Raw genomic sequence first — 13,146 nt, forward strand, 5'->3', positions numbered from 1 at the left:
GGGCGGGACACGGGTCCGCATCGGCCTCGTGCCGAGCGGCCCGGGCCCGTCCGCTGGCGCGGCGGCGGGGAGGTCGGCGGCGGCGGCCGGTGGGTCACCTCCCGGTTGCCGCCTCGCCGCCGGGACTGGTCGGGGTGTCCGACTCCTGCCACTTCTTGGTGATCTGCGGGAGCTCACCGCGCAGGAACTCCCAGAAGCGGGCGCTCTCCCGCAACCGCCCCCCGGCTCGCGTGCCGTCCCCGACCACGTGAACGCCCTCGTTGAGGAGGTCCTCGAGCTGCCGCAGGAGGTCGGTCCGGCGCACGAGGGTCAGGTACCAGACGTTCTCGTCGACCCAGTAGCGGTCCCGGCGCTGACCGGGCTCCCGCTCGCGTTCGAGGATGCCGACCCGCCCCAGGTAGCTGACCGCGCCGGAGATCGCCGGCGCGCTGGCCCCCAGCTCCTCCCCGAGTTCCGCCGCGGTCCGGCTCCGGTCGGCCACCAGCAGGACGATCAACACCCGGGCGGCCATCCGGGGCATCCCGAGGTCCCCCATCTGGCGCGCGAACCGCTCGACGTACCGGTCGAACTCGGCGCCGCGCTCGTTGATCCGGGACATCCGCACACCCTTCCGCCACCGATGGTCGGCACAGCCTAACGACACTAAAGCACTTCATAAAATTCACGAAATTCGTGAAAATTGGGTACGATCACCCCCACGTCACCGACCCGGCACGCTCCGCCCCGAATCCACCCGTTCGGAAGGGACCGAGAGATGACCGATGCGACACCCGTCCCCCAGGGCCTCCCCATGGAACGGCAGTGCCCCTTCAGCCCACCGCGCGGCCTGGTCGAGCTGCGCGACCAACGACCGGTGAGCCGGATGACCTACCCCGACGGCCACGAGGGGTGGCTGGTCACCGGTCACGCCCAGGCGAGGGAGGTGCTGGCCAACCCCCGGTTCAGCTCCCGAGGCGACCTCGCCAGGGCCCCGATCCCCACGGGACCGATGGCCGAGGGAACGAGGCGCTTCATCCCCCGGGGAGCTCTCACCCGGATGGACCCTCCCGAGCACACCCGGTACCGCCGCTTGCTGACCGGGGAGTTCACTGTGCGCCGGATGCGCCTGTTGGAGCCGATGATCCAGGGGATCGTCGACCACCAGTTGGACCTGATGGCCGGCGGTGACCAACCAGCCGACCTGGTCGCCGACTTCGCGCTTCCCGTCCCCTCCCTCGTCATCTGCGCGCTGCTCGGGGTCCCCACCACCGACCGGCCCCTGTTCGAACGGGAGACGAGGACGCTGTTCAGCCTCGACACCCCCGTCGAGGACCGCAACGACGCGCTCCGGAGCCTGGGCGCCTACCTGGGCCGGCTCGTGGCGGACAAGCGCGCGAACCCGCGGGACGACCTGCTCAGCGGCCTGGTGGCGGGGGGCCAGCTCGACGACGAGGAGCTGGCGACGATGGGCATGGTGCTGCTGGTCGCGGGCCACGAGACGACGGCGAACATGCTGGCCCACGGCGTCTTCGCGCTGCTCCGGCACCCGGACCAGCTCGCCCTCCTCCGCTCCGACCCCGCCCTGCTGCCCGACGCGGTGGAGGAGCTGCTGCGCTACCTGAGCGTGATCCACGTGGGTCCGCTCCGAACCGCCCTGGACGACATCCAGCTGGACGGCCAGCTCATCCGAGCCGGGGACAGCGTCACCGTCTCGGTACCGGCGGCGAACTGGGACCCCACCCGGTTCCCCGAGCCGGACCGGCTCGACATCACACGGCGATCGACCAGCCACCTCGCCTTCGGCCACGGGATCCACCAGTGCCTCGGCCAGCAGCTCGCCCGGGTGGAGATGCGGATCGGTTTCGGCTCCCTGCTCGGCAGGTTCCCCGGCCTCCGGCTCGCGGTCGAACCCGACGCGGTCCCCCTGCGGTCGGACATGGGGATCTACGGCGTCCACCAGCTCCCCGTGGCCTGGTGAGCCCCGTGCGAGTGGCGGTCGACCGGGAACGGTGTTGCGCGGCGGGCATGTGCGCGCTGGTCGCGCCCGCGACCTTCTCCCAGGACGACGAGGACGGCAGGGTGGTGGTACTCGAGGAACGCCCTCCCGAGGGTGAGCGGGCCTCCGTGGCCGAGGCCGCCGCGATCTGCCCGTGCGGGGTCATCAGCCTCCTGGAGTGATCCCGCACGGAGCCGGGGATGACGAGCCCCCGGCGGCTGGCCCGCGGTAGGCCTCCGCCGCGCCCGGGTGGGCCGAGCGGGGCCGGCGGACGTGCCGCCCGGAGGACCGGGCGAACAACACCGCCCGGTCCTCTGAGGTCCCGCCACCGTTGGCGGCCCTCGCCTCCGTTCCGGCCGGGGTGGAGCGGTCAGGGCCTGCCCACCCGGTGCTCCTGACGGCGGAGCGCCAGGAGCAGAGCCACCCCGGCCAGCGCCACCACGACCGCGCCCGGCACCTGGAACGGGGCCGGCAGGTGGCTGACGAGCACCCAGCCGGACGGCTCACCACGTGCCACCAGGAACAGCGCCACCACGCCCTGGGGGAGCAGCAGCAGGAACCCCACCACCCTGGCGATCTCCCGTGCCGCCTTCCCCACGGACGACGGGGGTGCGTCGCGCGGCCCGGCCGGACTCGGCGCGTCCGGCCGGGACACCGGGGCCGTCTCCGCACCCCGTGCCCCGACAGCCGGCCGGGCCGAGGGCACGTCCTCGTCGGAGGGCTCGGACTGGAACAGGGTGGAGTACAGCGGGCCGGCGACCAGCCAGATCACGAGCACCACGGTGAACCGGATGGCCCACCCCCACAGGGCGCCGACATCGCCCCCCGGCGGGGACAGCGCGATCAGCAGGAGCAGCACCAGGCAGGAGATCCCCCAGGCGAGCACGAGCTTCCGCCACTCCCGCCACTCGTGCCGCACCCGCAGCGGGCCACGGCGCGGCGGACGCACCGGCGGGGGACCACCCGCGAAGCGGTGGGCGAAGCGCTGGTCCGCCCACCGCACCATGCTCGGACCGAAGGCGACGCTCACGCCGAGGTACACCGCCGCCAGGCCGTGCACCGCCCCGGGATCGCCGCCTCCCCGCAGGTCCACGACGGTCAGGACGAGGATCACGACGTCCACCAGCGGGACGGACGACAACATCAGCCAGCTGAGACGTCGTCGGCGCAGCACGTACCGCACCGCGAGGCCGGCCAGGATCAACAACCAGAAGAGGATCTCAGCGGCCGCGATCGCCGCGACCAGCGGATTCTCCCGCAGCGCTTGCCAGAGGTCGGTCACGGCACCCAGCCTGGCCGAGGCGGTCCCAGCCGCGCGTCGGCGATCTGGTCCGGTCCTCGTCCTCCCGGGGGAGGACTTCCGCCGCGCCGGGGTCCGTCGTCGGGATGACGTGCCGGGCGGCCCGCCGTGCTGTGATGTGGCGGTGTCCGGTCCGCTCCGTTCCCTCGCCGCCTGGGCCCGCCCGCCCTGGCGCGACCCGCTGATCGCGGTGGCGCTGTTCACCTTCGGTGCGGTGCTCTACGAACTCCAGGACCCGACGGCACTGCCGGGGGTCGTCGACCAGCCGCAGCAGTGGGCTCGCCTCCTGGTGCTGGGGGTCTGCTGCTCCGGGACCCTCCTGCGCGCCCGCCGGCCCCCGCTGGCGCTGGCCATCGGTCTGGCCGGTGCCGGAGTGGACTTCGTGCTCGGGTTCAGCGCGCCGGTCCTGTTCGTCCTCGCGGACCTGATGTTCGCCGCCGTGCACTACGGATCCCGCCGGTTGGCTCGCGCGATGGTCGCGTTGGTCCCGGTGGCGTTGGTGGGTTCCCTCGTGGTCACCGTGGCCACGACCGGGCTGCTCGCCCTCGCGTTCCTCACCGCGGTCCAGGTGGCCGCGGTCGTCCTGATCCCCGTGTGGTGGGGCATGAACGTGCGCCAACACCGGGACGCGGCCGCGGCCGAACGCGAGCGCGCGGAGCAGGCCACCAGGATCGCCGAGCTCGACCGGCGAGCGGTGATCGCGAACGAACGCGCGAGGATGGCCAGGGACCTGCACGATGTCGTCGCCGGCCACCTCTCGGCGATCGCGATCCAGTCCGAGGCCGTGCTGTCGATGGCCGGCGGGGGTGACCAGGCCACCGTGCGCACCGTGCTCGCATCGATCAGGGAGAACAGCGTCCGTTCCCTCACGGAGATGCGGGCGATGATCGACATGTTGCGCGGCGACGAGGAGGGCGTCCGCGAGGTCGCCGCCCCGCCCCGGCTGGCCGAGGTCGATGGCCTGGTGGACTCGGCGCGGGCCTCCGGTCTCCGGGTGGCGGTCCGGAACGCCCTGGGGGCCGCCGTGGGCGAGGGGGCTCCCGGGCCCCCGGCTGGACCGCCCGCGGCGGTGGAACTCGCCGCCTACCGCATCATCCAGGAGGCGTTGACCAACGCCGTCCGGCACGCCCCCGGGAGCCGGGTCGACCTGGTGCTGGAGCGGACGGTGGACGGTGTGCTGGTGACCGTCACCAACACCCTGCCCGACCGCCTCCCACCGAGTGGTGGAACCGGGCACGGCCTGACGGGCATGCGAGAACGAGCGAGGGCGACGGGCGGCACCGTGACGGCCGGGGTGGTCGACGGCCGGTGGCGGGTGCGCGCGGCGTTGCCGGTGAGGGGAGACGACAGGTGAGCATCAGGGTTCTGGTGGCCGACGACCACGCCGCCATCCGGGCGGGACTGGTCCTCATCCTCTCCGGGGCACCGGGGATCGAGGTGGTGGGAGAGGCCGGCGACGGAGCCACGGCCGTCCGCCGGGCCGTCGACCTGCGGCCCGACGTCGTGCTCATGGACATCCGGATGCCGGGCACCGACGGCATCGAGGCGACCAGGCGGCTGGTCGGCGCCGGGACCTGCGAGGTGGTGGTCCTGACCACCTTCGACCTGGACGAGTACGTCTACGGTGCGCTGCGTGCCGGCGCGGCCGGTTTCCTGCTCAAGTCGGTCGAGGCTCCGGCGCTGATCGAGGCGGTGCGCCTGGTCGCGGCGGGAGAGGCGGTGCTGGCGCCCCAGGTCACCCGCCGGTTGCTCACCGCCTTCGCCGACGCCGCCCCGGCACCGCCCCCCACCCGGAACCTGGACCAGCTCACGGACCGCGAACGGGACGTGCTGGCTTGCCTGGGCGAGGGCATGTCGAACCAGGAGATCGCGCGCCGACTTCACATCGGGGAGACCACGGTGAAGACCCACGTGTCCCGCGTCCTGGCGAAGCTCGAGCTGCGGTCCCGCGTCCAGGCCGCGATCGCCGCCCAGGAGGCGGGGCTGGCCGGCCGGTGAGACGGGCGGCCCGGCGGCCGGGGAACCGTCGGCGTTCGCTGTCAGGCTCGGCCGGTGACGACCACTGATCTCACCTTGTTGCGGCGGGCTCGGGACAGGATGGACCGCGAGTACTGGCTGCCGCTGAACGTCCCCGTGCTCGCCCGCACCGCCCTGATGTCCACGTCGCACTTCTCCCGACGCTTCCGGCAGGTCTACGGGGAAACGCCGTACCAGTACCTGATGACACGTCGTATCGAACGCGCGAAGGCGCTGCTCCGCACGGGCGCCCTGTCCGTGACCGAGGTGTGCGTGGCCGTCGGCTGCACCTCACTCGGCTCGTTCAGCAGCAGGTTCACCGAACTCGTCGGGGAGAGCCCGAGCGCCTACCGGGCACGGCCACGTCCAGCCCTCGTGCTCCCCGGCTGCCACCTCCGCGCCCTCGCCAGGCCGAGCAGAAACCGAGAAGCACGTCGGAGGCGCCTCGCCCTACCGTCCTCGGTATGAATCTGACCTTGTCCCACACCTTCCTCTTCGTCGACGACCAGGACGCGGCGCTGGCCTTCTACCGCGACGTCCTGGGCCTGGAGGTGCGCTCGGACCACACCTTCGACGACGAGTTCGACAACATGCGCTGGCTGACGGTCGGCCCGGCCGGGCAGCCCGACCTGGAGATCAACCTCTACGCCGGCAGTGCCCTCGTCTCCGAGGAGGACAACCGCGTCCTCCAGGACCTGACGGCCAAGGGAGCGATGCCGGGGGTCATCTTCCTCACCGACGACCTCGACGCCACGTTCGAGCGCGTGCGCGCCTCGGGAGCCGACGTGATGCAGGAGCCGACCGACCAGGCCTACGGCGTGCGCGACTGCGCCTTCCGGGACCCGGCCGGGAACATGGTGCGTTTCTCCGCCCGCGCCCGGGACTGATGTCGTGGGCACGGGGCTGACCCTGCTCGCGCTCCACGATCAGGGGATGATGCCGCCCTCGGCGCGCAGGTTCTGCCCCGTGACCCAGGCGGCGTCCGGTCCCACCAGGAAGGCGACGACGTTGGCGATGTCCTCGGGCCGGCCGAGCCGACCCAGCGGCGTGGAGGCGGCCAGGGCTCCCAGCGCCTCCGCCGAGTTGGCCTGGCGGAGCATGTCCGTCTCGGTGGCCCCCGGCGAGACCGTGTTGACGGTGATGCCCCGTTCGCCGAATTCCTTGGCCGCCACCACGGTGAACTGTTCGAGTGCCGCCTTGCTCCCGGCGTAGAGGGCCACGGTCGGTGATCGCACCACGGTGTTCACCGAGGACACCGTGACGATCCGCCCGCCGTCCCGCAGGCGTCGGCCGGCTTCCTGGATGGCGAAGAACGGGCCCCGCACGTTGGTGTCGAACACGTGCTCGTAGTCGTCCTCGGTCGCGTCAGCGAAGATCGGCGCGCGGATCGTCGCGGCGTTGAGCACGACGATGTCCAGTCCGCCGAGCCGTTCCTCCGCCTGTTCGAAGAGCAGGCGGACCTCGGTGACCCTGGCCTGGTCCGCGCGGAGGGCGTGGGCCAGGCCCCCCTGGGAGCGCACACCGTCGACCACGTCGGCGGCCGCGGCGGCGTCGGACCGGTAGCTGAGGACGACCTCCGCACCGTCCACCGCCAGCCGTTCCACCACGCCCCGACCGATTCCCCGGGACCCGCCCGTCACCAGCGCGGTCCTACCGTCGAGCGCGCCCACCTGTCCTCCTGGCCATCCGGGGAAGTGCCACCGACGTTAGTCAACCGACAGCGGGCTGGCACACTCCGGCCGGACGAACCCCGCCGGCGGCTGACGGCCACCCGCCCGATCTCCCGCCCCGAGGGACCGGCGGTGGAGATCCCTCTCCCTGGCCGCGGCTCCCGCTCCTCGGCCCCGCCCCGGCACGCGCGCCGCACCGCCCGTCATGCCGGGGCGGCGGCGGGTACGGACGCCCCGCCACCCGCTCACGTCGGGCGTCCCGCCGTTGTCGCCCCCGGACTCCGCCCCGAGTACCGCGCCCGCCCGGTCCGAAGCCCCCGGAAGCCCGGTCTGGGCTCCGCCCCGCCGTACGGCGCCCCTCACCCGGTGCCCGCCGCCAAATGTCCCCCGTTCGGAGGACTCAGGCGCCGCTCGTCGCAGGGGGAACACAGGTCGGCGCGAAGCCTTCCGCTCGGGCCCCCTCGCCGGAGTGACGCCGCTGCTCCTTACGTCGTCTCCCGCCGATGAGGTGGTTGTCAGCAGCGCTCCTCGGCGGGGAGCGGACCGGCGCTCCCACCCGCGAGGACCACGAACCAGGAGACACGTGATGGCCCCACCGACGACCGACCATCTCCCCGTCGCCGGAACACCGACCGCCTGCCCCCCGCAGCCGGCCTCCCCCACCAGGAACCCAACCCCCCAGCCCACCCCGACGCCCGATCGGGCCAGCCGTCTCCGGGCGGAGCGGTCATGACCGGCGAACCGGACGTCCGCGTCCACGGCAGGGAACTGCTGTGCGAACGTTCGCGACTGGTGACCGTGCGCCCCGACCGCGCGGGGAGCCGGGTGTTGCTGCACGTGGGGACCACTCCGCACGCCGGCCTCATCCAGCTCACGCCGGAACTGGCGCGGAGGGCCGCGGACGCGATCAGGTTGGGCTCCACCACCGAGCTGGAGGGCACCTGCCTCACCGGACGACGGTGGTTGACGATCGAGCACACCCGATGGCGGATGTTGACGGGCCTGGCGGTACGCGGCCCTTACACGAACGAGGAGCCGATCGGCGTCGAACGCAGCCAGGCCGGTCTGCTGGCGGACGCGCTGGAACGCGTCGCCGGCTCGATCGTCTCCCACCGCGCGCACCGGGCGGCCCCCGTGGGGGACGACCTGCTGTGGGTGCGCCGGCACGGCCGGTGGCTGCCGCCGAGGCACCACACCGAGGAACGCTGCTGGCAGCTGTGGCTGGACGCCGTACCGGCGGGCTCCCCCTTCGCGACCCTGGCACCAGGAACCCGGTACGGGGTGTGCGACGGCCACCGGGCGCGCACCCGGCGGATTCGGCAACTCGTCACGGTGAACCGGGTCCTGCGCTGCGCCGTCAGCACCCCGGAGCAGGCCGAGGCGGAGCTCGCCGCCTTCCTCGGCGCGGTGGGGCGTGACCTGACGGTGGAGAGCTGGCAGCGGGAGGCCCACGCGCACCGCTTCACGGTCGACCGGCCCTACCAGCTCTGCGCGTGGACGCACGGGGACCCCGAGACCGTGAGCCTCGCACTGCCGGAGGGGTCGCGCTTCTCGCCGAGCGGCTGGTTGCGGATCAGCGGCTCCCAGCTGACCGAGGACTGAGTGGACGGGCAGCGGGGTCACCGCTGGTGCCGGCCGCGGCCAGCCCCCGCCCGCACGCGTCCCGTCGCCGCCCTGAGGACGGCGCACCCGGTCAGAGAGGGAGCCGCGCCGTTGGCCGTGACCGTCGCCGGGGGGCGGGGCCTGGCTCGTCGCCGCGCTCGGGCCACGGGGATGCCGCCCGGCGGCGTCGACCCCCGACGACGAGAGTTCTGACCACCTCCGCCCGCGCGGCGCACCGGCTAGTGTGCGGGGGCCGAACAGAGGACGCCGCCGCCCGGCGGTGGCTTGGTCGAGAGGACTTCGCCATGAGCGCCGTCGTGGCCGTCAGCCGCAGTGCGACCCACACCTTCACCAAACCCGCGCAGCGGAGCATCCGCCTCCTCACCGGATTGGGGGTGGAGGGCGACGCGCACGCCGGAACCACCGTCCGCCACCGGTCGAGGGTCGCGAAGGACCCGACCCGGCCGAACCTGCGGCAGGTCCACCTGATCAGCCAGGAGTTGTTGGGGGAGTTGGGGGAGCTCGGCTACCGGGTCGGGCCCGGCGAGCTCGGGGAGAACGTGACCACCTCGGGGCTCGACCTGGTGGCGTTACCGACCGACACCCTGCTCGTCTTCCCAGGGGGCGCCGCCGTGCGGGTGACCGGTCTCCGCAACCCCTGCCACCAGATCAACCGCTTCCGCCCCGGTCTGCTGGGCCAGGTGATCGGCAGGGACGACCGCGGCGAGGTGGTGCGGCGGGCGGGGATCATGGGTGTGGTCATCCAGGGCGGGGAGATCAGGCCTGGGGACACCATCACCGTCGAGCTGCCCACCGCCCCGCACTCCCCGCTGGTCGTCGTCTGATCGGCTCCCTCCCGGAGGGGATCAGCCGAACTCCGCGCGCAGCGCCGGCAACAGCTCGCCCTCGGCGAACCGGAAGAACTCGTCCTGCCGGTCCGCGCCCGCCTGCACGAGCGCGACGTCGGTGAAGCCCGCCTCGACGAACGGTCGGACGGCGTCCACGTGGCGCGCGACGTCCGGCCCGCAGGGGATGGTCGCCGCGACGTCCTCGGGGCGGACGAACTGGCTCGCCGCGGCGAAGCCGGCGGTGGAGGGGATCTCCGAGTTGACCTTCCACCCACCGCCGAACCAGCGGAACAGCCGGTGCGCCCGCCGCACCGCCTCCTCGCGGTCCGGCCCGTAGGCGAGCGGCTGCTGGCCGATCTTGCGGCTCGTGGCCCGCCCGGGTCGGGCCTCGTCCCACATCCGCACCAGCTCGGCCTTGGGCTCGGTGGCCACGAGGTGGTCACCGAGCGGGCCGAAGACCGTGCACGACTGGCGGCCGGACACCGCCATCGCCAGCGGGACCCGCTCCTCGGGCAGGTCCCACAGCTTGGCCGAGTCGACCCGGTAGTGCTCGCCGACGTAGTTGACGTAACCGCCGTCGAACAGCGCCGAGATGATCTCGCAGGCCTCGGCGAGCATCTCGTGCCGCACGTTCACCGGCGGCCAGTCCAGGCCCACCACGTGCTCGTTGAGGTTCTCCCCCGCTCCCAGCCCGAGGGTGAACCGGCCCTCGGAGAGCAGTTGCAGGGTCGCGGCCTTCTGCGCGACGACCGCCGGGTGGTACCGGATGGTCGGGCAGGTCACGTACGTCATCAGCCGCATCCGCTCGGTGGCGTGCGCGACCGCCCCGAGCACGGCCCAGCAGTACGCGGAGTGCCCCAGCTCGTCCAGCCACGGGAAGTAGTGGTCACTGCTGACGGCGAAGTCGAAGCCGGCTCGTTCGGCCGCGACCGAGTCGCGGACCAACTGCCGAGGATCTGCCTGCTCGGTGAAGAGCGTGTACCCGAAGTCAACCACCCGACGACCGTGGCACGCATCGGGTGGTCCCGCAGGGTGGCGCCCCCGCGTTCACCCCGCCGATGCCGCCCTCGATCCGGTCCCGACTCGACGGGCCACGGTCACCGGCACGGTTCGGAGGGCGGGCGGCGCGCGTGCCCAGGCCCGAGGTCAGCGGGTGCAGACGCGCAGCAACGCCCACAGTTGCGCGATGGCGTCGAAGTCCCCGTCGACCGTGACCGCCCGGTCGGGGAGCCGGCCCCACAGCCAGAGCAGGACCGAGGAGGGGTCACCGGACACCGTGGCGTCCACGGCGCCTCCCGGACCAGGCCCGACCCGGCGGACCCTCGATCCTCGGGCCCCGGCCGAGGCGTGCCAGGTCCGTCCGCCGGCGCGGACCGCGACCACTGCCTCGCGGGAGGCCGTGATCGCGAGTTCGGCGAGCCGGTGACCGAAGTACAGGAAGAGGATCTCGTCGATGCCGTCCACGGCGATCGGGGACTCGACGGGCCCGACGTCGACGAGGGAGGCCGCCTCCACGTCGACCCGGTGCACCGTGGTCTCGTGGGCCATCCTCCGGTACCAGAAGCCGCAGCGCGGGTCGGCGGGCCACAGGGTGGGGCAGGGTTCCGCCGGTTCCCTGGTGGCGAGCACCGCCATCAGTTCGGCCAGGCCGCCGTGGACGTACTCGGCGAGCTCGGGACCTCGGGTGGGGACCGGATGCGCGGCGCCGTCGCCGCCGGCGCCGCGCAGGCAGCGGGCCACCTCCCGGTGCACCCTGCCGACGTGCCGCGCCGTGTCCCCCAGGGTGCGGCCCGGGCAGCCAGGGACCTCCCCGCCCGGGTCGGCGGCGGGCAGCGCGCGAACCAGCGCGGCGCCCTCCGCGCCCACGGTGGTGAACAGGTTCTCGTAGTCCACGAGTGGAGCCGTCGTCACGCTCCCACCTTCCCCGTGCCCGGCCGAAGCCGCAGTGTGGAATCGATCAGGGTGAGGAACTGGTCGGTGCGGCGGAGGAGTTCGTCGGCGACCCGTTGGTGGGCCAGGCGGTGCACGCCGGCGTCCACCGCCGCCCGCCGGTCCGAGCACGACTGGAAAAACGTGGCCCACTCCCCGAGTTCGGGGGCCGCGTCGGCGAGCAGCACCCAGACGCTGGTGGGGCCTCGTGCGGCCGACGGCCGCGCCCGAGCCGCCACCAGCGCCGCGGCGCCCTGCACCGCCGCCAGGTACGCCGAGGAATACCTGCGGTCGGCAGCGGACGCGCGGGCGGCCTCGCCCAGCGCGGACCTCGCGCGGCGCAGGAGCTGCTCCGCCGCGAGGGAGGTCGGGGCTTCGGACGGGGTCGGGGTGTCCGGGAGCGAGGCGGACCGGAGGCCCTGCTCGGACGACGTGCCCGGCGCCGATCCTGGTACGAGGTCGGTAGGCCGGTGCGGAGAGGTGGACATCGGACTCCTCCCGGGTGGTGCCGTGACGGCTTCCGAGAACGCCGTCCCGGTGGTCGGGGTGCTTCCCCCACCCCGACCACCGGGCGGACGGAGAGGGCCGGGGCGGACCCCAACCCTTGATCGAACAGATGTTCGAACAGGGCCACCCTAGCCCGCCAGATCCCCCTCGCTCAAGTCGTGGTCTGATGGTCCCCGTGAACTCGGTGACGCACCCAGGGGTCATGGCCGTGGTCGACATCCTCCGGTCCACCGGAATGAGCGGCTGCGCCGACGGGCTCCGGTTCCTGGACTCCGACGTCCGGACGGCCGCCCAGGCCGCGGCCCAGGTGGGTGTCGAGGTGGGAGCGATCGCCAACAGCCTCGTGTTCGACGCCGACGGGGCACCGCTGCTGGTGATGACCTCCGGAGCGCACCGCGCGGACGTGGCCACGTTGGCCGGTCTCGTCGGCGCCACCCGGGTGGGCCGCGCCACGCCCGACTTCGTCCGACGTCACACCGGTCAGGCCATCGGCGGGGTCGCCCCCGTCGGCCACCCGACCCGCGTCGCCACCCTCGTCGACACGTCCCTCCGCCGCCACCCGGTCGTCTGGGCCGCGGCGGGGCACCCCCGTTCGCTGTTCCCCATCACGGTCGACCAACTCGTCGCGGTCACCGGGGGGAGGGAGGTCAGCGTCACGCGGGCGAGTGCCGCCCCGACTCCCGAACAGGAGGACGCCCCGAGGTGACCGTGCTCCCGGAGGCCTCCGGGCCGGATCGGATCGTCGCCCTCGACCCGGAGGGGATGCGGGCCAGGCTGACCGAGGCCCTCGGCATCTACGTGTCCGCCATGCGGTACCCGCCCAGCGCCGTGCACCAGCGGGCGTCGACCTGGATGTCCCACATCAGCCGGCCGGGCTGGCGGGCGGTCGCCGCGCTGCGGGGCGAGGACATGGTGGGCGTCGCCTACGGCTACCTGGGTGGTTCGGGCCAGTGGTGGTACGAGCAGGTGTTGCGCGGACTCACCGGGACCGGGGAGCACCAGGCGGCCGCCGAGTGGCTGGCCGACTACTTCGAACTCACCGAACTCCACGTGTCCCCGGCGGCACAGGGGCGGGGAACCGGGGAACGTCTGTTGCGGGCACTGCTCGGCGACCTGCCCTGCTCACGCGTCCTGCTGTCCACGCCAGAGGGGCCGAGTCGCGCGTGGCGGCTCTACCGGCGGATGGGCTTCGAGGACGTGTTGCGCCACCACCGGTTCGCCGGCGACCCGCGTCCCTTCGCCGTGCTGGGACGCGCACTGCCGATCTGAGGCACCACCCGGTTCGAGGCACCGGACCCG

The 13,146-nt window shown here is 73.4% G+C and carries 16 protein-coding genes; 10 read left to right on the forward strand and 6 right to left on the reverse strand.

Annotated elements, in window-relative coordinates:
- Positions 1–94 precede the first annotated feature (94 nt).
- Positions 95–598, reverse strand: a complete 504-nt coding sequence (locus tag C1701_RS05270) for a GbsR/MarR family transcriptional regulator (RefSeq protein ID WP_030103877.1) — start codon at positions 596–598, stop codon at positions 95–97.
- Between the two features lie 156 nt (positions 599–754).
- On the opposite strand from C1701_RS05270, the gene C1701_RS05275 reads away from it, so the two are divergent.
- Positions 755–1,957: a cytochrome P450 gene (locus C1701_RS05275; RefSeq protein ID WP_103055630.1), complete on the forward strand. Its 1,203-nt coding sequence runs from the start codon at positions 755–757 to the stop codon at positions 1,955–1,957.
- Positions 1,954–2,157 carry a ferredoxin gene (locus tag C1701_RS05280; protein ID WP_337662154.1) on the forward strand — a complete coding sequence of 68 codons (204 nt, stop codon included), beginning with the start codon at positions 1,954–1,956 and terminating at the stop codon, positions 2,155–2,157. The genes C1701_RS05275 and C1701_RS05280 overlap by 4 nt, the downstream gene beginning before the upstream one ends.
- A 188-nt stretch (positions 2,158–2,345) precedes the next feature.
- Here the strand turns inward: C1701_RS05280 and C1701_RS27160 are convergent, their stop codons facing one another.
- The gene (locus tag C1701_RS27160) at positions 2,346–3,257 is read right to left on the reverse strand and encodes a hypothetical protein (RefSeq protein ID WP_337662155.1); all 912 of its coding nucleotides are present in this window, start codon (positions 3,255–3,257) and stop codon (positions 2,346–2,348) included.
- Positions 3,258–3,399: 142 nt separating this feature from the next.
- Between C1701_RS27160 and C1701_RS05290 the strand changes: the two genes are divergently transcribed.
- The 4 genes from C1701_RS05290 to C1701_RS05305 are packed head-to-tail and all read left to right on the forward strand — an operon-like array spanning position 3,400 to position 6,178.
- A complete protein-coding gene (locus C1701_RS05290) occupies positions 3,400–4,629 on the forward strand; it encodes a sensor histidine kinase (protein ID WP_103056975.1) in 1,230 nt (409 codons plus the stop codon).
- Complete coding sequence (locus tag C1701_RS05295) at positions 4,626–5,273, forward strand: response regulator (RefSeq protein ID WP_026418265.1); 648 nt, start codon at positions 4,626–4,628, stop codon at positions 5,271–5,273. Before C1701_RS05290 ends, C1701_RS05295 begins: the two co-directional genes overlap by 4 nt.
- Before the next feature lie 54 nt (positions 5,274–5,327).
- The gene (locus tag C1701_RS05300) at positions 5,328–5,759 is read left to right on the forward strand and encodes a helix-turn-helix transcriptional regulator (protein WP_026418264.1); all 432 of its coding nucleotides are present in this window, start codon (positions 5,328–5,330) and stop codon (positions 5,757–5,759) included.
- On the forward strand, positions 5,756–6,178 hold the full coding sequence (locus C1701_RS05305; protein ID WP_026418263.1) for a VOC family protein: 423 nt from the start codon (positions 5,756–5,758) through the stop codon (positions 6,176–6,178). The genes C1701_RS05300 and C1701_RS05305 overlap by 4 nt, the downstream gene beginning before the upstream one ends.
- Positions 6,179–6,217: 39 nt before the next feature.
- On the opposite strand, the gene C1701_RS05310 is transcribed toward C1701_RS05305, so the two are convergent.
- Positions 6,218–6,961 carry an SDR family oxidoreductase gene (locus tag C1701_RS05310; protein ID WP_026418262.1) on the reverse strand — a complete coding sequence of 248 codons (744 nt, stop codon included), beginning with the start codon at positions 6,959–6,961 and terminating at the stop codon, positions 6,218–6,220.
- A 729-nt stretch (positions 6,962–7,690) separates the two neighbouring features.
- Between C1701_RS05310 and C1701_RS05315 the strand changes: the two genes are divergently transcribed.
- Complete coding sequence (locus tag C1701_RS05315) at positions 7,691–8,563, forward strand: hypothetical protein (RefSeq protein WP_030103872.1); 873 nt, start codon at positions 7,691–7,693, stop codon at positions 8,561–8,563.
- 305 nt (positions 8,564–8,868) lie between these two features.
- Complete coding sequence (locus C1701_RS05320) at positions 8,869–9,408, forward strand: MOSC domain-containing protein (RefSeq protein WP_103055631.1); 540 nt, start codon at positions 8,869–8,871, stop codon at positions 9,406–9,408.
- A 21-nt stretch (positions 9,409–9,429) separates the two neighbouring features.
- On the opposite strand, the gene C1701_RS05325 is transcribed toward C1701_RS05320, so the two are convergent.
- From C1701_RS05325 to C1701_RS27170, 3 genes are all read right to left on the reverse strand, one after another.
- A complete protein-coding gene (locus C1701_RS05325; protein ID WP_030103871.1) occupies positions 9,430–10,407 on the reverse strand; it encodes a TIGR03557 family F420-dependent LLM class oxidoreductase in 978 nt (325 codons plus the stop codon).
- 150 nt (positions 10,408–10,557) lie between these two features.
- On the reverse strand, positions 10,558–11,322 hold the full coding sequence (locus C1701_RS27165) for a maleylpyruvate isomerase N-terminal domain-containing protein (protein WP_026418258.1): 765 nt from the start codon (positions 11,320–11,322) through the stop codon (positions 10,558–10,560).
- Complete coding sequence (locus C1701_RS27170; RefSeq protein WP_337662156.1) at positions 11,319–11,828, reverse strand: SAV_6107 family HEPN domain-containing protein; 510 nt, start codon at positions 11,826–11,828, stop codon at positions 11,319–11,321. Before C1701_RS27170 ends, C1701_RS27165 begins: the two co-directional genes overlap by 4 nt.
- Positions 11,829–12,013: 185 nt before the next feature.
- Here C1701_RS27170 and C1701_RS05335 point away from each other — a divergent pair, with 185 nt between their 5' ends.
- The gene (locus C1701_RS05335; protein ID WP_026418257.1) at positions 12,014–12,553 is read left to right on the forward strand and encodes a YbaK/EbsC family protein; all 540 of its coding nucleotides are present in this window, start codon (positions 12,014–12,016) and stop codon (positions 12,551–12,553) included.
- Complete coding sequence (locus C1701_RS05340; RefSeq protein ID WP_026418256.1) at positions 12,550–13,116, forward strand: GNAT family N-acetyltransferase; 567 nt, start codon at positions 12,550–12,552, stop codon at positions 13,114–13,116. The genes C1701_RS05335 and C1701_RS05340 overlap by 4 nt, the downstream gene beginning before the upstream one ends.
- Positions 13,117–13,146 lie beyond the last annotated feature (30 nt).

The organism is Actinoalloteichus sp. AHMU CJ021, assembly GCF_002895405.1.
GTDB classification, from domain to species: domain Bacteria; phylum Actinomycetota; class Actinomycetes; order Mycobacteriales; family Pseudonocardiaceae; genus Actinoalloteichus_B; species Actinoalloteichus_B caeruleus.

Coding starts and splice junctions, on each gene's coding strand:
- C1701_RS05335 (WP_026418257.1), top strand. CDS start 12,014: ATGGTCCCCGTGAACTCGGTGACGCACCCAGGGGTCATGGCCGTGGTC.
- C1701_RS05320 (WP_103055631.1), top strand. CDS start 8,869: ATGAGCGCCGTCGTGGCCGTCAGCCGCAGTGCGACCCACACCTTCACC.
- C1701_RS05305 (WP_026418263.1), top strand. CDS start 5,756: ATGAATCTGACCTTGTCCCACACCTTCCTCTTCGTCGACGACCAGGAC.
- C1701_RS27170 (WP_337662156.1), bottom strand. CDS start 11,828: ATGTCCACCTCTCCGCACCGGCCTACCGACCTCGTACCAGGATCGGCG.
- C1701_RS05275 (WP_103055630.1), top strand. CDS start 755: ATGACCGATGCGACACCCGTCCCCCAGGGCCTCCCCATGGAACGGCAG.
- C1701_RS05315 (WP_030103872.1), top strand. CDS start 7,691: ATGACCGGCGAACCGGACGTCCGCGTCCACGGCAGGGAACTGCTGTGC.
- C1701_RS05270 (WP_030103877.1), bottom strand. CDS start 598: ATGTCCCGGATCAACGAGCGCGGCGCCGAGTTCGACCGGTACGTCGAG.